The 18305-nt window shown below is 51.8% G+C and carries 19 protein-coding genes and 1 pseudogene; 9 read left to right on the plus strand and 11 right to left on the minus strand.

Going from position 1 to position 18305, the window contains the following annotated elements; translation table 11 throughout:
• Positions 1-15: 15 nt before the first annotated feature.
• On the plus strand, positions 16-501 hold the full coding sequence (rraA, locus tag B9P82_RS19495; RefSeq protein ID WP_008787034.1) for a ribonuclease E activity regulator RraA: 486 nt from the start codon (positions 16-18) through the stop codon (positions 499-501).
• 42 nt (positions 502-543) lie between these two features.
• On the opposite strand, the gene B9P82_RS19500 is transcribed toward rraA, so the two are convergent.
• The 3 genes from B9P82_RS19500 to zapB all read right to left on the minus strand — a co-directional run bounded on the left by B9P82_RS19500 (position 544) and on the right by zapB (position 1692).
• Entirely contained in the window at positions 544-933 is a 390-nt protein-coding gene (locus B9P82_RS19500) for a hypothetical protein (protein WP_094761942.1), read from the minus strand.
• A 43-nt stretch (positions 934-976) separates the two neighbouring features.
• Complete coding sequence (locus B9P82_RS19505; RefSeq protein WP_246842139.1) at positions 977-1354, minus strand: hypothetical protein; 378 nt, start codon at positions 1352-1354, stop codon at positions 977-979.
• A 92-nt stretch (positions 1355-1446) separates the two neighbouring features.
• Positions 1447-1692, minus strand: a complete 246-nt coding sequence (gene zapB, locus B9P82_RS19510; protein WP_019077914.1) for a septal ring assembly protein ZapB — start codon at positions 1690-1692, stop codon at positions 1447-1449.
• 428 nt (positions 1693-2120) lie between these two features.
• On the opposite strand from zapB, the gene B9P82_RS19515 reads away from it, so the two are divergent.
• The 4 genes from B9P82_RS19515 to fpr all read left to right on the plus strand — a co-directional run bounded on the left by B9P82_RS19515 (position 2121) and on the right by fpr (position 6485).
• A complete protein-coding gene (locus B9P82_RS19515) occupies positions 2121-2966 on the plus strand; it encodes an MIP/aquaporin family protein (RefSeq protein WP_101700771.1) in 846 nt (281 codons plus the stop codon).
• 22 nt (positions 2967-2988) lie between these two features.
• Positions 2989-4497, plus strand: a complete 1509-nt coding sequence (gene glpK / locus B9P82_RS19520) for a glycerol kinase GlpK (protein WP_016155254.1) — start codon at positions 2989-2991, stop codon at positions 4495-4497.
• 135 nt (positions 4498-4632) lie between these two features.
• Positions 4633-5643, plus strand: coding sequence for a class II fructose-bisphosphatase (gene glpX / locus B9P82_RS19525; protein ID WP_016155253.1), 1011 nt, complete (start codon positions 4633-4635; stop codon positions 5641-5643).
• 95 nt (positions 5644-5738) lie between these two features.
• Positions 5739-6485, plus strand: a complete 747-nt coding sequence (fpr, locus tag B9P82_RS19530; RefSeq protein WP_101700772.1) for a ferredoxin--NADP(+) reductase — start codon at positions 5739-5741, stop codon at positions 6483-6485.
• A gap of 38 nt (positions 6486-6523) precedes the next feature.
• Here fpr and B9P82_RS19535 read toward each other — a convergent pair whose 3' ends face one another.
• On the minus strand, positions 6524-6955 hold the full coding sequence (locus B9P82_RS19535; protein WP_047497573.1) for a DUF805 domain-containing protein: 432 nt from the start codon (positions 6953-6955) through the stop codon (positions 6524-6526).
• Positions 6956-7055: 100 nt separating this feature from the next.
• Between B9P82_RS19535 and B9P82_RS19540 the strand changes: the two genes are divergently transcribed.
• Together B9P82_RS19540 and tpiA are read left to right on the plus strand one after the other, a co-directional pair.
• Positions 7056-7652 (plus strand): YiiQ family protein, encoded by a 597-nt coding sequence (locus B9P82_RS19540; RefSeq protein WP_016155250.1) that lies wholly within the window; start codon positions 7056-7058, stop codon positions 7650-7652.
• A 111-nt stretch (positions 7653-7763) separates the two neighbouring features.
• Positions 7764-8531 (plus strand): triose-phosphate isomerase, encoded by a 768-nt coding sequence (gene tpiA / locus B9P82_RS19545; protein WP_003028783.1) that lies wholly within the window; start codon positions 7764-7766, stop codon positions 8529-8531.
• Positions 8532-8613: 82 nt separating this feature from the next.
• Here tpiA and B9P82_RS19550 read toward each other — a convergent pair whose 3' ends face one another.
• From B9P82_RS19550 to cpxP, 6 genes and pseudogenes are all read right to left on the minus strand, one after another.
• Positions 8614-9918 carry an SLC13 family permease gene (locus B9P82_RS19550; RefSeq protein ID WP_016157906.1) on the minus strand — a complete coding sequence of 435 codons (1305 nt, stop codon included), beginning with the start codon at positions 9916-9918 and terminating at the stop codon, positions 8614-8616.
• Between the two features lie 73 nt (positions 9919-9991).
• Positions 9992-10741, minus strand: coding sequence for a CDP-diacylglycerol diphosphatase (locus tag B9P82_RS19555; protein ID WP_019077918.1), 750 nt, complete (start codon positions 10739-10741; stop codon positions 9992-9994).
• A 104-nt stretch (positions 10742-10845) separates the two neighbouring features.
• A pseudogene (sbp, locus tag B9P82_RS19560) lies at positions 10846-11834 on the minus strand (sulfate/thiosulfate ABC transporter substrate-binding protein Sbp).
• Between the two features lie 205 nt (positions 11835-12039).
• Positions 12040-13002 (minus strand): 6-phosphofructokinase, encoded by a 963-nt coding sequence (gene pfkA, locus B9P82_RS19570; RefSeq protein WP_003028778.1) that lies wholly within the window; start codon positions 13000-13002, stop codon positions 12040-12042.
• Positions 13003-13187: 185 nt separating this feature from the next.
• Positions 13188-14090, minus strand: coding sequence for a CDF family cation-efflux transporter FieF (gene fieF / locus B9P82_RS19575; protein ID WP_016155246.1), 903 nt, complete (start codon positions 14088-14090; stop codon positions 13188-13190).
• Positions 14091-14237: 147 nt separating this feature from the next.
• Positions 14238-14738 carry a cell-envelope stress modulator CpxP gene (gene cpxP, locus B9P82_RS19580; RefSeq protein ID WP_016155211.1) on the minus strand — a complete coding sequence of 167 codons (501 nt, stop codon included), beginning with the start codon at positions 14736-14738 and terminating at the stop codon, positions 14238-14240.
• Positions 14739-14888: 150 nt separating this feature from the next.
• On the opposite strand from cpxP, the gene cpxR reads away from it, so the two are divergent.
• Both cpxR and cpxA read left to right on the plus strand, forming a co-directional pair.
• Complete coding sequence (gene cpxR / locus B9P82_RS19585; RefSeq protein ID WP_006686193.1) at positions 14889-15587, plus strand: envelope stress response regulator transcription factor CpxR; 699 nt, start codon at positions 14889-14891, stop codon at positions 15585-15587.
• Entirely contained in the window at positions 15584-16957 is a 1374-nt protein-coding gene (gene cpxA, locus B9P82_RS19590) for an envelope stress sensor histidine kinase CpxA (RefSeq protein ID WP_016155210.1), read from the plus strand. Before cpxR ends, cpxA begins: the two co-directional genes overlap by 4 nt.
• 40 nt (positions 16958-16997) lie before the next feature.
• Here cpxA and B9P82_RS19595 read toward each other — a convergent pair whose 3' ends face one another.
• A complete protein-coding gene (locus B9P82_RS19595) occupies positions 16998-18248 on the minus strand; it encodes an MFS transporter (protein WP_101700791.1) in 1251 nt (416 codons plus the stop codon).
• Positions 18249-18305: the final 57 nt, after the last annotated feature.

An 18305-nucleotide genomic window follows, 5' to 3' on the forward strand; every position in this document is an offset into this window, starting at 1 on the left:
CTGAACGTTAAGCCTATGAAATACGATACATCCGAGCTTTGTGACATCTATCAGGAAGATGTCAACGTCGTGGAACCGCTGTTCTCTAACTTTGGAGGACGGTCGTCGTTTGGCGGACAAATCATCACGGTAAAATGTTTCGAGGACAACGGGTTGCTGTACGATCTGCTCGAACAAAATGGCCGTGGTCGCATTCTGCTGGTCGATGGCGGCGGTTCTGTCCGTCGTGCGCTGGTCGATGCCGAACTGGCACGACTGGCCGTACAGAATGAATGGGAAGGTCTGGTCATCTACGGCTCAGTCCGCCAGGTAGACGATCTGGAAGAACTGGATATCGGCATTCAGGCGATTGCCGCAATTCCGGTAGGTGCTTCAGGAGAAGGTATTGGGGAAAGCGATGTGCGCGTCAACTTTGGCGGCGTGACATTCTTCTCCGGCGACCACCTGTACGCCGACAACACCGGGATAATCCTCTCCGAAGACCCGCTCGATATCGAGTAAGTGAAAAAGGCCATCAGCAAGTTTGATGGCCTTTTATTTTCTTCATTCATCCGATTTGTAGTGAATGACCTTAACATCATAATTCCCAGCTCTTGCTTCAACAACGACACTCATCATCTCGCGACTTGCAGGATAAGATTCAACGTATGCGTTTAATTTTTCTTCTGCTCTGTGAATATCATTCTTAGGTATCCCCGTAAAAACTATTTCACTGCGTTGAAGATGGCTACCCTCATCTGTATGGCTTACAAAAAACCAGTCGCTGGATACCCTTGGAACCTGTTTAATCAATTTCGGCGTTAATAACTGATAAATTAATAAATCATGCTGCGTATAACATTTTTTTGTAAAGACACTCACCATGAAATAACAATAAAGCAGCGCAAAAAAAAGCATAGATGCAATAATAACACCTAATCGTCGAAACGTCATATACGGCGTTCCCGAACATAATTTGGATTCACAACTGGTTTTATTACATCCATAAATAAGTGTAAGGCCAAAAATCCTGTAAGGATTCGAAACGATGTGACGTACTCAAGAATATAGATAAAGCAATACCTTGCAGAATTCGCTCCTGCAATCCTCGTCGCACCATGAATCTACGATATATACCAGTATTAATATTTAGACCGTGAATGCTTTTAGACATACTTTGATGGTAATTTACTTCATAAAATTCACTATCACCACCACAAGGTCTTGTCATTTCAAACCATAATTTTTCAGCGCCTGCCGGATTAGAGTGGCCTAAATCAATCCACCCTAGATTATCTGTATAGATAAGACCATATCTAATATCTCTGGTGATAAATCGATCCGAATTATCAATAATATCGTTTCTTTTTGTCATATCGTATTCTTTGAAATTTGAGAATTACGATATCCTAAAGTCTACATAGTAAAAAGGCATCCATTATGGATGCCTTTTTAAAGAAATCAGAATTAGACTTCTTCCATACGCCCCAACAGGGCATGCAGACGATCCTGCCAGCCGTTCTGCTGTTCTTTCAGGTTGTTGTTCTCACGCTCCAGCTCTTCACGCTGCTGCTGTGCAGACTGAACTTCCTGCGACAGTGAGTTGTTCTTTTCTTTCAGCTCTTCGATTTCCATCTGCAACAGCGTGATGGTATCAATCGCCTGCTGTACTTTTGCTTCCAGTTTCTCAAACACTTCTAATGACATCGTCATACCTCTCCTGAATTGCAAGGCGTTGATGGATAAAAATCCTCGTCCCGATAACCGGCGACGCCTTAATAAAAACGAGCGCACTCTACTTAACACCGATTGTATGAAGCCGCGTCATCCCTGTCCAGCGGCATCCCGCGCAGATTGCGGTTTGCAACACTTTTCGTCTTTCTCCTGGTGACATTACTATCATAACTCTTAAGTGTTAACGAATTGATCATTGAAATGATTCAGCTCACACTATTTTTGTATAACAAATACCGCGAAATGGCGCGATAACGCTCATTTTGTTGATGGAGTACACACATTTCAATTTCGATATTTCTCGTTTTTGAGCGTTAACGATAAATTAACAGTGTGCCTACCGGCTCCGGGGATGTCAGTGACCTTCTCGCATACAATAAACATTAAACTCTCTTCAGGATCCGATTATGAGTCAAACATCAACCTTAAAAGGCCAGTGCATTGCTGAATTCCTCGGTACCGGGTTGTTGATTTTCTTCGGTGTGGGATGTGTCGCTGCACTCAAAGTTGCTGGGGCTACTTTTGGTCAGTGGGAAATCAGTATCATCTGGGGTCTGGGGGTAGCGATGGCTATCTATCTGACTGCAGGCGTTTCTGGTGCACACCTGAATCCAGCGGTAACCATCGCACTCTGGCCGTTCGCCTGTTTTGATAAACGCAAAGTTGCTCCTTTTATTATTTCGCAAATTGCCGGCGCCTTTTGCGCAGCGGCACTGGTTTACGGGCTTTATTACAATCTTTTCATCGATTTCGAACAAACTAACCATATCGTGCGCGGCAGTACCGAAAGCCTGGGTCTGGCAGGTACTTTCTCGACCTATCCGAACCCGCATATCAATTTTGTGCAGGCCTTCGCGGTTGAAATGGTCATTACCGCTATTCTAATGGGGCTGATTCTGGCTCTGACCGACGATGGTAACGGTGTACCTCGTGGTCCGCTGGCACCACTGCTGATCGGCTTGTTGATTGCCGTTATTGGTGCTTCCATGGGTCCGCTAACAGGTTTTGCGATGAACCCGGCACGTGACTTCGGACCGAAACTCTTCGCCTGGATGGCCGGATGGGGTGAGATTGCCTTCACGGGTGGTCGTGATATCCCTTACTTCCTGGTCCCGGTGTTTGGCCCGATTACCGGCGCGATTTTAGGCGCATGGGCATATCGCAAACTGATTGGTCGCCATTTACCGTGCGATGTCTGCGCGATTGAAGAGAAAGACGTAGCGACCAACACTCAACAAAAAGCTTCGCAGTAATGTGACTACGGGACAAATAATCATGACTGAAAAAAAATATATCGTTGCGCTCGACCAGGGCACCACCAGCTCCCGCGCGGTCGTAATGGACCACGATGCGAATATCGTTAGCGTTTCACAGCGCGAATTCGAGCAAATCTACCCGAAAGCAGGTTGGGTAGAACATGACCCAATGGAAATTTGGGCGACCCAAAGCTCCACGCTGGTAGAAGTTCTGGCGAAAGCCGATATCAGTTCCGATGAAATTGCAGCGATCGGTATTACCAACCAGCGTGAAACCACCATCGTCTGGGAGCGTGAGACCGGTAAACCTATCTATAACGCAATTGTGTGGCAGTGTCGTCGTACCGCGGATATCTGCGAAAAGCTCAAGCGCGACGGTATGGAAGAGTACATCCGTAATAACACGGGTCTGGTAATTGACCCGTACTTTTCCGGCACTAAAGTGAAGTGGATCCTCGACCACGTGGAAGGCTCACGTGAGCGCGCTCGTCGCGGCGAACTGCTGTTCGGTACGGTAGACACCTGGCTTATCTGGAAAATGACGCAGGGACGCGTACACGTAACGGATTACACCAACGCCTCTCGTACCATGCTGTTCAACATCCACTCCCTGGACTGGGATGACACGATGCTGGATGCGCTGGATATTCCGCGTGCAATGCTGCCAGAAGTGCGTCGTTCTTCTGAAGTGTACGGCCAGACCAACATAGGTGGTAAAGGCGGCATTCGTATTCCTATCTCCGGTATTGCCGGTGACCAGCAGGCCGCTCTGTTTGGCCAGCTGTGCGTGAAGGAAGGGATGGCGAAAAACACTTACGGTACCGGCTGCTTCATGCTGATGAACACTGGCGAGAAAGCCGTTAAGTCCGAAAATGGACTACTGACCACCATCGCCTGTGGACCGACCGGGGAAGTGAACTACGCGCTGGAAGGTGCGGTATTTATGGCTGGCGCATCCATCCAGTGGCTGCGCGATGAAATGAAACTCATCAGCGATGCATTCGACTCTGAATATTTCGCCACCAAAGTGAAAGACACCAACGGCGTATACGTCGTTCCGGCATTCACAGGCCTTGGCGCACCGTACTGGGACCCGTATGCACGCGGAGCCATCTTCGGCCTGACCCGTGGCGTAAACTCCAACCACATCATCCGCGCAACGCTTGAGTCTATCGCTTACCAGACCCGTGACGTACTGGAAGCGATGCAGGCTGACTCCGGTATTCGCCTGCACGCCCTGCGCGTTGATGGCGGTGCGGTCGCCAACAACTTCCTGATGCAGTTCCAGTCCGATATTCTCGGCACGCGCGTTGAGCGCCCGGAAGTCCGCGAAGTCACCGCATTGGGTGCGGCTTACCTTGCCGGTCTGGCAGTAGGTTTCTGGCAGAATCTGGATGAACTGCAGGAGAAAGCGGTCATCGAGCGTGAATTCCGCCCGGGCATCGAAACCACCGAGCGTAATTTCCGTTACAGCGGCTGGAAAAAAGCAGTCAAACGCGCCATGGCGTGGGAAGATCACGACGAGTAATTCGTCATTGCCGGATGGCGACGTTACTTTGTCCGGCAATATCTTCGTGCGGGGGCAACCCCGCACACACATCAATAATCTAGTCCCCTCCCCTGTGCTACACTTCGCGCCATTCCTTTCAGCTACGAGTTTGCAATGAGACGAGAACTTGCCATTGAATTTTCACGCGTGACCGAAGCGGCAGCGCTGGCTGGCTATAAATGGCTGGGCCGCGGCGATAAAAATACCGCTGATGGCGCGGCGGTGAACGCCATGCGTATTATGCTCAACCAGGTCAACATCGACGGCACCATCGTGATTGGCGAGGGTGAGATTGATGAAGCGCCGATGCTGTTTATCGGCGAGAAAGTCGGAACCGGCCACGGTGATGCGGTCGACATCGCCGTCGATCCTATCGAAGGCACGCGTATGACGGCAATGGGCCAGGCGAACGCGCTGGCGGTGTTGGCTGTAGGCGATAAAGGCTGTTTCCTGAACGCGCCAGACATGTACATGGAAAAGCTGATTGTCGGTCCTGGCGCAAAAGGGTCCATCGACCTGAACCTGTCGCTGGAAACCAACCTGCGAAACATTGCAGCCGCGCTGAACAAACCACTGAGTGACCTGACCGTCACCATCCTGGCAAAACCACGCCATGACGAGGTTATTGCAGAGATGGCGAAACTGGGCGTGCGCGTCTTCGCCATTCCTGACGGCGACGTTGCGGCCTCGATTCTGACCTGTATGCCAGACAGCGAAGTTGACGTGCTGTACGGTATTGGCGGCGCTCCGGAAGGCGTGGTTTCCGCGGCCGTCATCCGCGCGCTGGACGGCGACATGCAGGGCCGCCTGCTGGCGCGCCATGACGTCAAAGGCGATAGCGAAGAGAACCGTCGTATTGGCGAACAGGAACTGGCCCGCTGCACCGCGATGGGCATTGAAGCGGGCAAAGCGCTGCGTCTGGATGAAATGGCGCGCAGCGACAACGTCATTTTCTCCGCTACCGGCATCACCAAAGGCGATCTGCTGGAAGGGATTAGCCGTAAAGGCAATATCGCAACCACCGAAACGCTGTTGATCCGCGGCAAATCACGCACGATCCGCCGCATTCAGTCGATTCACTACCTCGATCGCAAAGATCCCGATGTGCAGGCGCACATCCTGTAATTGATTTGATCAATAGAGCCTTCCAGCCCATCCGGGCTGGAAATCTTTCGTCCAACGAACGAAGATAAGGCAATCAAAGCAGACAGGAGAAAACCATGGCAGATTGGGTAACAGGCAAAGTCACAAAGGTGCAGAACTGGACCGATGCCCTGTTTAGTTTGACCGTGCGAGCTCCGGTTCTTCCTTTCACTGCAGGTCAGTTCACCAAGCTTGGCCTTGAGATCGACGGTGAGCGCGTCCAGCGCGCCTATTCCTACGTCAATGCGCCCGATAACCCCGACTTAGAATTTTATCTGGTGACGGTTCCCGACGGCAAACTCAGCCCTCGACTGGCGGCGCTAAAGCCTGGCGATGAAGTTCAGGTGGTGAGTGAGGCCGCTGGTTTCTTCGTGCTGGATGAAGTCCCTGATTGCGAAACGCTATGGATGCTGGCAACCGGCACGGCTATCGGCCCGTATTTGTCGATTCTGCAACTAGGCAAAGATCTGGGTCGCTTTAAAAATCTGGTGCTGGTCCACGCCGCACGCTATGCCGCCGATTTGAGCTACCTGCCATTGATGCAGGCGCTGGAAAAGCGCTACGAAGGTAAATTACGCATCCAGACGGTTGTTAGCCGTGAGACAGCCGTAGATTCGCTGACCGGGCGTGTACCGGCGCTGATTGAAAGCGGTGAACTGGAAAAGGCGGTAGGGCTGCCAATGGATAAAGAAACCAGCCATGTGATGTTGTGCGGAAATCCACAAATGGTACGCGACACGCAGCAACTGCTGAAAGAGACCCGGCTGATGACCAAACACCTGCGCCGTCGACCGGGCCATATGACTGCTGAGCACTACTGGTGAGGGTTGCCGGGAGGCGCTTGCGCTTCTCCGGTCGACAACTACTGGCGCTCGGCTTTGTACTTTACGTCCTGCGTATCCTTACCATATTTATTTTCGTCCTGGGTGCCAATGAACGCGCCCAGATCGATGAGCATGCCGACCAGAATGAGCGTCGGAACAAAGCGACCAACCGCCCATTGCCAGACGCCGGGTAACATCGTCCAATTTCCGGCCAGCAGCATCCACGCCAAAATCATCAGCAGCGCCCACGCTCCAGAACGTCCCCGATCGTGCAGGCGTTTTACCGTCACTGCCGCCGTCGGCCATAGCAGACAAACCAGACAAAATGCCGCAGTCTGAATATCGAGTAATTGCTTGCTCGCCAGCGAGAACAGAACCAGCATTCCGACGATCCACAGACCTATCCAAATCCAGAAATCACGGCGCCCGATGCGCCCTTTAAATGAGAATAACCACTGCTGTATGGTCATGTAAGTTCCTTTATTATTACCTTCCAGAACAGTTTACCCTTTTGACAAGCCCGACAGTTACCGTTTTAATCGTGAGCAGTCATAACGAAAGGTACGATTGATGAAGCAAGGATTTACACTGTTTTTATTATTGTTTTCAGCCTTCACCGCGAGCGTTGCGGCACGGGCGGAAGAGCCATCGACGGCAACCACGGCCCCCTATTTACTGGCGGGTGCGCCGACCTTTGACCTGTCGATTAGCCAGTTTCGCGAAAACTTTAATACGCAGAATCCGAAGCTTATCCTGAATGAGTTCCGCGCCATCGACAGCAGCCGCGATCGGGCAAACCTCACCCGCGCGGCCAGTAAAATCAATGAAAACCTGTATGCGTCCTCCGCCCTTGAGCGCGGCACGCTAAAAATCAAAAGTATGCAGATAACCTGGTTGCCGATTCAGGGACCAGAACAAAAGGCGGCCAAAGCGAAAGCGCTGGAATACATGACCGCCGTCATTCGTACCGTCGCCCCGCTACTGACGAAAGAGCAGAGCCAGAAAAAGCTGCAAAAACTGCTCGCTGCCGGCAAAGGTAAACACTATTACGCCGAAACAGAAGGCGCAATTCGCTATGTTGTGGCAGATAACGGTGAAAAAGGGCTGACCTTCGCTGTTGAACCGATTAAGCTGGCACTATCAGAAAGTCTTGAGAAGGCGAATTGATGACAAAAAGCAAAGCCTTTCCGCAGACGAATCTCTATACTGTTTCACAGACCATGCTGCCCTGACGGGCGGCCATATTCCTTAATTCGCTGACAAGCGTGGAGAAATGAAATGCGACATCCTTTAGTGATGGGTAACTGGAAACTGAACGGCAGCCGCCACATGGTAAACGAACTGGTTGCTAATCTGCGTAAAGAACTGGCTGGCGTTGCTGGCTGTGCAGTAGCAATCGCTCCGCCGGAAATGTATATCGACCTGGCGAAACACGCCGCTGCCGGTAGCCACATTATCCTGGGCGCGCAGAACGTTGACCTGAACCTGTCTGGCGCATTTACCGGTGAAACAAGTGCTGAAATGCTGAAAGATATCGGCGCGCAGTACATCATTATCGGTCACTCTGAGCGTCGTACTTACCACAAAGAGTCTGACGAGCTGATCGCTAAAAAATTCGCCGTACTGAAAGAACAAGGTCTGACTCCGGTTCTGTGCATCGGTGAAACCGAAGCAGAAAACGAAGCGGGCAAAACTGAAGAAGTCTGTGCACGTCAGATCGACGCCGTTCTGAAAACTCAGGGCGCGGCAGCATTCGAAGGCGTCGTTATCGCTTACGAACCAGTATGGGCTATCGGTACCGGTAAATCTGCAACTCCTGCTCAGGCTCAGGCTGTTCACAAATTCATTCGTGACCACATTGCTAAAGCTGACGCGAAAATCGCTGAACAAGTTATCATCCAGTACGGCGGTTCCGTAAACGCAGCTAATGCAGCAGAACTGTTCGCTCAGCCGGATATCGATGGCGCGCTGGTTGGCGGTGCTTCTCTGAAAGCAGATGCCTTCGCGGTCATCGTTAAAGCAGCAGAAGCGGCTAAACAGGCGTAATGCTGTTGAGGCGGGTAGCGCTTCGCTGACCCGCCCTCCAAGACTGTAGGCCCGGTAAGCGTTAGCGCTACCGGGCTTTTTTTTACAACTTACCCAACACGCTAAACCACAGATAATCCAGCGGCAGAAGAAGCAGATATGTTGCCGTCGCCAGCGCGATACACAGCAGCATCCCCGCCCTCGCAGGCACTTTCCCAAGCGCCATCGCCACCACAATCGGCGAAGCCTGATACGGCAGTAGCGGTGTGGAATACCCCAATACCTGAATCATAATTACCGACAGCAGCGGGAACCCAGTCGCATCGGCAAAACTTTGCGCCAGAGTGGTATACAGCGCCGGAACGCCGTTCGCCGTCATAATAAAATTGAGTGCGGTGGTAATGCCGGTCAGCGCGAGAAAGCTGGTAAATGGTTTTTCCGCATCCAGCGGCATCACCTGTAACAGCGCCTCGCCCACTGCATTGCCAATGCCGGTCTGGGTAACGGTAATTGCCAACCCCAGAATCCCCGCCACGTAAATGCAGGTCCTGATATTTACCCCGGAGGAAAACTCGTCGCCATTGATAAAACCAACCCGTGGTAGCAGCGTGATAACCGCCGCCGCCAGCCCGGTCCACGCAGGCCCTATACCGTGCCAGCTTTCACTTACCCACAGCAGCAGCACCACTGCTAGCATCCAGGCCAGGCGTTTTTCATCCCGGCTCATTGGTTCCGCTGGCGTGAGATCGCGCGGTGCGTGGGGCTTGCCAGGGAACAGCCAGCAGATAAGCATGATGAGCACCGCGCCTTTCAGCCAACCCAGAACCGGCGTATGCAGCAGCAAATAGGGAAGATAATTGAGGTGGATGCCGTAAGAGCCTTCCGCCGCGCCGCTCATTACCAGATTTGGCACGTTCGCGGGTAAAATGGTCGCGGAAAGCTGGAACGTCCCAAACCCGACGGCCAGCGCCAGACCATACCAGGCGCGCGTACCCTCGTTAATTCCGGCACGCTTCGCCATTGCGGCAACAATCGGCATCAGCAGCGCAATACGCCCCATATTGGACGGCATCACAAACGCCAGCGCGTAACTGAGCAGCACCACGCTCGCTACCATTAACGGCCAGGAATCGGTCAATCGCGATGACAGCGCTCTCGCCGCCCTGTCCGCCAGCCCCGTTTTGCGAATCGCGATACCCAGCACAAAACCACTAAAGACCAGCCAGAATGCCGAAGACGCAAATCCGCCAAAGATCACATCCGCAGGGGCGATTTTGGCGACCATTGCTACGGCAAAGAACAGCAGCGCCGTTATAAACTCCGGCAGTAGCGACGTCGCCCAGAGCAGGATGGTAATGCCAATCACCAGAGAGGGGATAAACAGAGGGTGTGTAAGCCAGAGCGACATGCCTGTCTCCTGTTGTTTTTTTCAACAAGAATACGGGGACAGACATGCGGAGTAAATGCCAGATTAGGTGGGGTTAACGCAGAATATCACATTGATGATCCTGAATTTCCTCAGCGGAGGCGAGATTGAGCGACAACAGATTGCGCTGGGTCGCCAGCAGGACAAAGGACTCATCGCTCTGACGCACCATCGCCAGCGCATAGCTGCCCATGTGCTCACGCGCATCCGGCACCTCTTCTGCCAGCATCATAAACGGGCTGCGTTGCGCCAGTTCATTTTCCGTGACGCGACGCGCCAGATATTCATGACCGCGCAGCCCACCCGGTAATGGCAGCCAACGAGTGCTGATTTTCGCCAGATTGTCATCCAGCTGTTTTCTGACATCGGTTCGCAGGCAGGAGATATGAATATGCAGATGATTTTGCGTACGCCCGCTACGCGAGTTAATAGTCAGCGATACCGCTTTGTCAGGGATTTCCTGACCGTATTTTTGGCTCATAAAGCTGCGCGCCTGCCAGGCCAGCCAGAAAAAGTTCGGCGTACCTGATTTCAGCAGCAGCGGGCTTTCCGTTCCGTTGATGCGCCAGGTCGGCATCAACAGGTATTGCAGTGGGCCGTTACGATCTTTGAACACCACATATCCGGCATCCGGCTTCACTTCGGCGCACGGCGTGGGATCCTGCTGCTGCAACTGGTGCGGCAGGCATTGCTGAAGAACAATCTGGCGTAATGCGTCCGGGTTACCGGTGAATTTCCAGTACCCGATACCTGCAGCAGCGGCGACTACAATCACCGCCAGTAAAAGATAGCCTGCTTTTTTCATTACGCGTTCCCTGTATCTCATTGAAGGGCAAGAGTAACGCAAAACCATGACAAATAAAAAACCCGGTCGCGTTATGCCACCGGGTCGGTAAATCACAGACTTATTTAGCGCTTGCTGATCTGGTCAAACGTACCACCGTTAGAGAAGTGCTCTTTCTGCGCTTTCGTCCAGCCGCCAAACTCTTCGTCGATGGTGAACAGTTTCAGCTTCGGAAATGCATTTTCGTATTTCTTCGCAACGTCTGCATCACGCGGACGATAGTAGTTTTTCGCTGCAATTTCCTGACCTTCCGGAGAATAGAGATATTTCAGGTAGGCTTTCGCCACCGTTTTGGTGTCTTTCTTTTCCACGACTTTGTCGACCACGGAAACGGTCGGTTCCGCGAGGATAGATTCACTCGGCGTCACTATCTCGAATTTGTCTTTGCCCAGCTCGTTTGTCGCCAGCAGGGCTTCGTTTTCCCAGGCGATCAGCACATCACCGATACCGCGTTCAACGAAGGTATTGGTTGAGCCACGCGCACCGGAGTCCAGCACTTCAACATTCTTATACAGGGCCTTCACGAAGTCTTGTGCCTTGGCCTGATCGTTGTTGTTGTGGTGCAAGGCGTAGCCCCATGCCGCCAGATAGTTCCAGCGTGCGCCGCCTGAGCTTTTCGGGTTTGGTGTAATGACCGACACGCCTGGTTTGATCAGATCGTTCCAGTCATGAATTTGTTTGGGGTTGCCTTTGCGGACCAGGAAAACGATGGTGGAGGTGTATGGCGCGGAGTTATCCGGCAGACGCTTAATCCAGTTTTTATCGATACGACCACTTCAGCAATGGCATCCACATCGTAAGCCAGCGCCAGCGTCACGACATCGGCTTCAATGCCGTTAATGACGGAGGTCGCTTGTTTACCCGAACCGCCGTGCGACTGGCGGATCACGACGTTGTCGCCCGTTTCCTGCTTCCAGTGCGCGCTGAAGGCCTTATTGTACTGCTCGTACAGTTCACGCGTTGGATCGTACGATACGTTAAGTAACTGAATATCCTTTGCCATAACGCTGGTCGATGCCAGCAATAATGTTAACCCTACGCCCCATTTGTTCATCGCCCAGCTCTCTTATGTGGTGTTGTGATGAGCAAAGCGTGCCAGAAAGGTATCCAAACATTAAAGAATAAAAAAAGATTTGCTATAACTTTGGGGAATAAATGCGGGGAATTGTGCCGAATGGTGGTTAACGGCTCATCAGGCCTACAAGTCTTTGCAACCTGTAGGCCTGATGCACTTAGCGCCATCAGGCGCGGAAAAACAATCAGTACAGTTTTTTCGCGCAGTCCAGCCAGTCACCTTTGAACGGACGCTTCATGTTTTCAATCGCGTCGATGATGTCGTGGTGAACCAGTTGCTCGTTCTGAATACCTACACAGCGACCGCCGTGACCGGCCAACAGCAGCTCAATGGCATATGCGCCCATACGGGACGCCAGGATACGGTCGTAAGGCACCGGAGAACCACCACGCTGGATGTGACCCAGTACGGTTGAGCGCGTTTCACGACCCGTTTCTTTCTCGATGTAATGCGCCAGTTCGTCAACGTCACACATGTGCTCAGTGATCGCCACAATCGCGTGTTTTTTACCTTTCGCGATGCCTGCTTTGATTTCAGCAACCAGATCGTCACGGCTGAATTCCACTTCCGGAACCACCACGAACTCACAGCCACCAGCAATGGCAGCCGCCAGAGTCAGATCGCCACAGTAGCGGCCCATCACTTCAACGATGGAAATACGCTGGTGAGAAGAAGAGGTATCACGCAGACGGTCAATCGCTTCGACTACGGTACCCAGAGCGGTGAAATAACCGATGGTGTAGTCGGTGCCTTTGATATCGTTGTCGATAGTGCCCGGCAGACCGATGCATGGGAAGCCCATTTCAGTCAGGCGTTTTGCCCCCATGTATGAACCGTCACCACCGATAACAACCAGCGCGTCAATGCCACGCTTTTTCAGGTTTTCGATAGCCACGGCACGCACGTTTTCGTCGCGGAATTCCGGGAAGCGGGCAGAACCGAGGAATGTACCGCCACGGTTGATCATGTCGGACACGCTGTAGCGGTCAAGTTGAACCATACGGTCTTCATACAAACCCAGGTAGCCATCATGGATCCCCATGACTTCCAGCCCTTCCGTCAACGCTGCACGTACAACACCACGGATTGCTGCGTTCATGCCCGGCGCATCACCGCCGCTTGTCAACACACCGATTTTCTTAATCATGACTACCTCTGAACTTTGGAATGCAAAATGAAATCTGCTGCCGGAAGTCGATTCCGCATATCGAAACGATCCAACGAATATGCAGATAGTATAACAATCACTTCCTGCTGAATTGATTCAGGTCAGGCCAAATGGTGGTAATTTATACACAAAATGCTGGCCCGGTTCACTTTTTTTACAACGAATTATAAAAGCTCAAACATCTTGCCTTCCTTGGGTACGACCGAACAGGGATCCTGATGAATGATGACATCCGATCCCGGGAAACGCCGTAAAATTGCCTGCTCTACCTGTTCAGCCACTAAATGCGCCTGAACGAGCGGCAGATTATCTTCCATTTCCAAATGAATCTGAATAAAGCGGGTCGGCCCTGACTGCCGCGTGCGAAGATCGTGAGCGCCGCTGACTCCAGGCCATGACGTCACAATATCAATAATTTCCTGACGTTCTTCATCGGGTAAAGCGCGATCCAGCAAAGACTGTACCGCCTCATAACCCATGCGTAATGCACTATATAAAATATAGATGCCAATCCCGAGCGCAAACAAGGCATCTGCGCGATGCCAGCCGTACCATGCCAGCCCAAGCGCCACGAGAATCGCACCGTTCATCATAACATCAGACTGATAATGAAGCATATCCGCCCTAACGGCCTGACTTTGCGTGCGCTTCACCACCCAGCGCTGAAACGAGACCAGAATGATTGTACACACTAACGCGATGATGGTGACAACCACCCCGACGCCAGGATCTTTCATTGGCGTGGGTTGGATGAGATGCTGAATCCCGGTCAGGAATAAAAACAGCGCCGAACCGGAAATAAACATGCTTTGCGCCAGCGCCGCCAGCGATTCCGCTTTTCCGTGTCCGAACGTATGTTCATCATCGGCCGGTTGCAAAGAATAGCGCACCACCAACAGGTTGGTTAACGACGCGGCGATGTCCACCAAAGAATCCACCAGCGCAGCCAGAATACTGACCGATCCGGTGTACCACCACGCAAAAATCTTGATCAAAAGTAACAGCGATGCCATTACGGTCGCCGCGATTGCCGCCCGGCTAACCAGCCGCCCATAGGTTTGATTCATAAACACTCCTGCCAGGATATGCCGCTAGTATAACGGATGAAGTAAAACAGTCAGGCAATAACCGAGTGACAAATTTTGGGCAAAAAAAACCCCCACATCATGTGGGGGAAGACAGGGATGGTGTCTATGGCAAGGAAAACAGGGTTACTACTGGGAACGTGAGTTGCTACTACTCAATAAATTCAACGATGAGCTTTTTTTCCAGTGCGCTACGTCGCGCAGTTGCTCCATTCGTTGTTCATGTCTCTCATTTAAAACCGCTTGCTGCTCGGGCGTTAACAGGCGATACATCTGGTTGCGAACCTTGGCTATTTCAACCTGGCGGGCAACCTGTTCTTGCGCCATTCTTTCTGCCTGAGCGCGCACAGCGCGTTCATCAAATTTCTCTGCGGTGACAAGGCGATGCATTGTCTCCATTTCACTAACATTAACAGGAGGCTGTTCGTGTCTTGCCTGCTGCATTAAATCTCGCATCTGTTGACGTTGATGTTCGGTTAAACTGATACCGTCGAACATGTGGCTCTGAACGCTGCGTTGCGCGGAGCCTTCACCCAGGTGCCAGTGATCGCCTGTGACGACTTCAGCTGCATGGCTTAAAGTACTCAGTGCCAGCGTTGAGGCCATGACGGCAGCGGTAACTTTGCCCATCACTTGCTCCCAAAATCTTTTCTGTCGCGATTCAACGAGAGACAGTTTACGATTCGGGCTGCAAACATGCGTCAGGGGGTGTAAAACAACGTAAAGTCATAGATTAGCGACGCCTGATGACGTAATTTCTGCCTCGGAGGTACGTAAACAATGAATAAAATCCTGTTAGTTGATGATGACCGAGAGCTGACTTCCCTGTTAAAGGAGTTGCTCGAAATGGAAGGTTTCGATGTGCTGGTTGCCTATGATGGGGAACAGGCGCTTGAGCTTCTGGATGACAGCATCGATTTACTTTTGCTCGACGTCATGATGCCGAAGAAAAATGGCATTGATACGCTGAAAGCACTTCGTCAGACACACCAGACACCCGTAATCATGCTGACCGCTCGCGGCAGCGAATTGGATCGCGTACTTGGCCTTGAGCTGGGCGCGGACGACTATTTACCCAAACCGTTTAACGACCGTGAACTGGTCGCGCGCATCCGCGCTATTTTGCGTCGCTCACACTGGAGCGAACAGCAGCAGAACAGCGACAACGGTTCGCCGACTCTGGAAGTGGATGCGTTAAGCCTTAATCCGGGTCGCCAGGAAGCCAGCTTTGACGGGCAAACCCTGGAATTAACCGGCACCGAATTCACCCTGCTCTATTTGCTGGCACAGCATCTCGGTCAGGTGGTTTCGCGTGAACACCTGAGCCAGGAAGTGCTGGGCAAACGCCTGACACCTTTCGATCGCGCGATCGACATGCATATCTCGAACCTGCGTCGTAAGCTGCCAGAACGTAAAGACGGACACCCGTGGTTTAAAACCCTGCGCGGTCGCGGCTACCTGATGGTCTCCGCTTCATGATAGGGAGCTTAACCGCGCGCATCTTTGCCATCTTCTGGTTGACGCTGGCACTGGTGTTGATGTTGGTACTGATGTTACCCAAGCTTGATTCACGCCAGATGACCGAGCTACTGGACAGCGAGCAGCGCCAGGGGTTGATGATTGAGCAACACGTTGAAGCTGAACTGGCGAACGATCCACCCAACGATTTGATGTGGTGGCGTCGCTTGTTTCGGGCGATAGACAAGTGGGCGCCGCCAGGACAGCGGTTATTGCTTGTTACGACGGAAGGACGCGTGATCGGCGCAGAACGCAACGAAATGCAGATCATTCGTAACTTTATTGGTCAGGCCGATAACGCCGACCATCCGCAAAAGAAAAAATACGGTCGCGTTGAGATGGTCGGGCCTTTCTCCGTCAGAGACGGCGAAGATAACTACCAGCTGTATCTCATTCGACCTGCCAGCAGCTCACAATCTGACTTTATCAATCTGCTGTTCGACCGACCGCTGTTGTTGCTGATTGTCACCATGTTAGTCAGCTCTCCGCTATTGCTCTGGCTTGCCTGGAGTCTGGCGAAACCGGCGCGTAAGTTGAAAAACGCGGCGGATGAGGTGGCCCAGGGCAACCTGCGCCAGCATCCGGAACTGGAAGCCGGTCCGCAGGAATTTCTGGCGGCAGGCGCCAGCTTTAACCAGATGGTGACGGCGCTGGAGCGAATGATGACCTCGCAGCAACGCCTGCTGTCGGACATCTCTCACGAGTTGAGAACGCCGTTGACGCGTCTGCAGTTGGGCACCGCGCTGCTGCGCCGTCGTAGCGGTGAAAGCAAAGAGCTGGAGCGTATTGAAACAGAAGCTCATCGACTGGACAGCATGATCAACGACCTGCTGGTGATGTCACGCAATCAGCAGAAAAACGCGCTGGTCAGTGAAACGGTGAAAGCCAATCAGCTGTGGGGCGAAGTGCTGGATAACGCCGCCTTTGAAGCCGAGCAGATGGGTAAATCACTCACGGTGAATTTCCCGCCGGGTCCGTGGCCACTGTACGGCAACCCAAATGCGCTGGAAAGCGCGCTGGAAAACATTGTGCGCAATGCCCTGCGTTATTCACACACGCAGATTGAAGTTGGCTTCGCGGTGGATATCGATGGGATTACCATCACCGTCGACGACGATGGCCCGGGCGTTAGCCCTGAAGACCGAGAACAGATTTTCCGTCCGTTCTATCGTACCGATGAGGCGCGCGATCGCGAGTCTGGCGGAACAGGTCTGGGTCTGGCGATTGTTGAAACCGCAATCCAACAGCATCGTGGCTGGGTGAAAGCCGAAGACAGCCCGCTGGGTGGTTTACGGCTGGTAATTTGGTTGCCGCTGTATAAACGCGCTTAACAGGCTTCCCCGGTAACGTAATGCCGGGGAAGTTCTCACATTATGCTGCCACAGTCGCAGCCGCTAGCTTTTGCTTTTTAATCCGCTTCACCAGAATGGTCGAACAGATAAAGCCCATTAAGCTGAACGCAATCATCACGCTAAAGACATAGTTATAGCCCGTGATGCCGCTATTGGTATCCAGTAAATAACCGTATAACGTATACGCAAACATGGCGGGCATATAACCGATGATACAGCCAAATGCCATCGCCGAACCGGCATATTCACGCGGGGTACCAATCTCATCCATTGGTGCAAAGAAAATGGCGCGCTGTGAGAAAATAATCGCCCCAAATCCAAGCGTCGCCGCCATACCGATATACACATTCATCGTTTGATGTGGCAACAGCATAAAAACAACCATAGCAGCAGCAGAGATCAGAAACGTCCACTTCAGGTAAATCGTAGGTGATTTAGCAACCTTATCCGCCAGCAGCCCACCAATCGGCCCTCCCACCATTTTCAATGCATACTGGTTGATGATGCCGTACGCGCCGACGAGCGCTACCGGCAGCATGTAGATATCTTTTAAGAATGGGATGAAGTAAGTCAGGCCACAGTACGCGGCATAAACAAAGAAAATCCCTAAAGAAGCCAGCCAGACGTTAGGGCAGGACAACACATGTTTGATACCCTTTAAGACTTCCATGTTGGCACTGGTTTTCTCGCCGCCTTTCACTTTGTCATCATCGACAATAAAGTACGTCACAATACCTGCCGCAAGCGTAATGACCGTATAAAACAACAGACCCGCCTGCATCCCCGCTTTACCTTCACCAAACTGGACGAAAACAAACAGAGCGCCAGAAGCGACGATAACATCCACCACGCCACGTCCGGCTTCTAAAAAGCCAAACATGCGCCCTTGTTCTTCTTGCGTACCTAGCAGACGCACAGCTTTCAATAACACCGGCCAATAAACCACATCGGCAAAGAACGCCATTGCGGCAAAGCAAATAAGATAACCGGTAAATGACGGTAGCGTCGCCAAATATAAACCGCATAGCCCAACGCCGATCAGACCAAATGGTAATAATATTTTCTTGGAATAACGGTCTGCGATATAGAGCGACAGAAAAAGCCCGGTTGTCTGAACAATCGTATAAACAGTAAAACTTAAACCAATTTGCGTATTGGTTAAACCCCAGTCACTTTGCATTGGCACATAGAAAACGTCTTTCATACTTGAAAGTTTGAATATTGTGCCGCCGCCTAAAATTAAAAAACAGAGCCTTGCCCATTTGTTCATGAACATAATTAAACCCTCATTGCTTGTTGAGAGAAATATTTAAATTAAATCATATAA

The sequence above is a fragment of the Citrobacter sp. L55 genome (genome assembly GCF_002850715.1).
In the GTDB taxonomy this organism is placed as follows: domain Bacteria; phylum Pseudomonadota; class Gammaproteobacteria; order Enterobacterales; family Enterobacteriaceae; genus Citrobacter; species Citrobacter braakii.

Excerpts from the sequence above, each read along its gene's own strand:
- rraA (WP_008787034.1), top strand. The coding sequence starts at position 16 with ATGAAATACGATACATCCGAGCTTTGTGACATCTATCAGGAAGATGTC.
- B9P82_RS19500 (WP_094761942.1), bottom strand. The coding sequence starts at position 933 with ATGACGTTTCGACGATTAGGTGTTATTATTGCATCTATGCTTTTTTTT.
- B9P82_RS19505 (WP_246842139.1), bottom strand. The coding sequence starts at position 1,354 with ATGACAAAAAGAAACGATATTATTGATAATTCGGATCGATTTATCACC.
- zapB (WP_019077914.1), bottom strand. The coding sequence starts at position 1,692 with ATGACGATGTCATTAGAAGTGTTTGAGAAACTGGAAGCAAAAGTACAG.
- B9P82_RS19515 (WP_101700771.1), top strand. The coding sequence starts at position 2,121 with ATGAGTCAAACATCAACCTTAAAAGGCCAGTGCATTGCTGAATTCCTC.
- glpK (WP_016155254.1), top strand. The coding sequence starts at position 2,989 with ATGACTGAAAAAAAATATATCGTTGCGCTCGACCAGGGCACCACCAGC.
- glpX (WP_016155253.1), top strand. The coding sequence starts at position 4,633 with ATGAGACGAGAACTTGCCATTGAATTTTCACGCGTGACCGAAGCGGCA.
- fpr (WP_101700772.1), top strand. The coding sequence starts at position 5,739 with ATGGCAGATTGGGTAACAGGCAAAGTCACAAAGGTGCAGAACTGGACC.
- B9P82_RS19535 (WP_047497573.1), bottom strand. The coding sequence starts at position 6,955 with ATGACCATACAGCAGTGGTTATTCTCATTTAAAGGGCGCATCGGGCGC.
- B9P82_RS19540 (WP_016155250.1), top strand. The coding sequence starts at position 7,056 with ATGAAGCAAGGATTTACACTGTTTTTATTATTGTTTTCAGCCTTCACC.
- tpiA (WP_003028783.1), top strand. The coding sequence starts at position 7,764 with ATGCGACATCCTTTAGTGATGGGTAACTGGAAACTGAACGGCAGCCGC.
- B9P82_RS19550 (WP_016157906.1), bottom strand. The coding sequence starts at position 9,918 with ATGTCGCTCTGGCTTACACACCCTCTGTTTATCCCCTCTCTGGTGATT.
- B9P82_RS19555 (WP_019077918.1), bottom strand. The coding sequence starts at position 10,741 with ATGAAAAAAGCAGGCTATCTTTTACTGGCGGTGATTGTAGTCGCCGCT.
- pfkA (WP_003028778.1), bottom strand. The coding sequence starts at position 13,002 with ATGATTAAGAAAATCGGTGTGTTGACAAGCGGCGGTGATGCGCCGGGC.
- fieF (WP_016155246.1), bottom strand. The coding sequence starts at position 14,090 with ATGAATCAAACCTATGGGCGGCTGGTTAGCCGGGCGGCAATCGCGGCG.
- cpxP (WP_016155211.1), bottom strand. The coding sequence starts at position 14,738 with ATGGGCAAAGTTACCGCTGCCGTCATGGCCTCAACGCTGGCACTGAGT.
- cpxR (WP_006686193.1), top strand. The coding sequence starts at position 14,889 with ATGAATAAAATCCTGTTAGTTGATGATGACCGAGAGCTGACTTCCCTG.
- cpxA (WP_016155210.1), top strand. The coding sequence starts at position 15,584 with ATGATAGGGAGCTTAACCGCGCGCATCTTTGCCATCTTCTGGTTGACG.
- B9P82_RS19595 (WP_101700791.1), bottom strand. The coding sequence starts at position 18,248 with ATGAACAAATGGGCAAGGCTCTGTTTTTTAATTTTAGGCGGCGGCACA.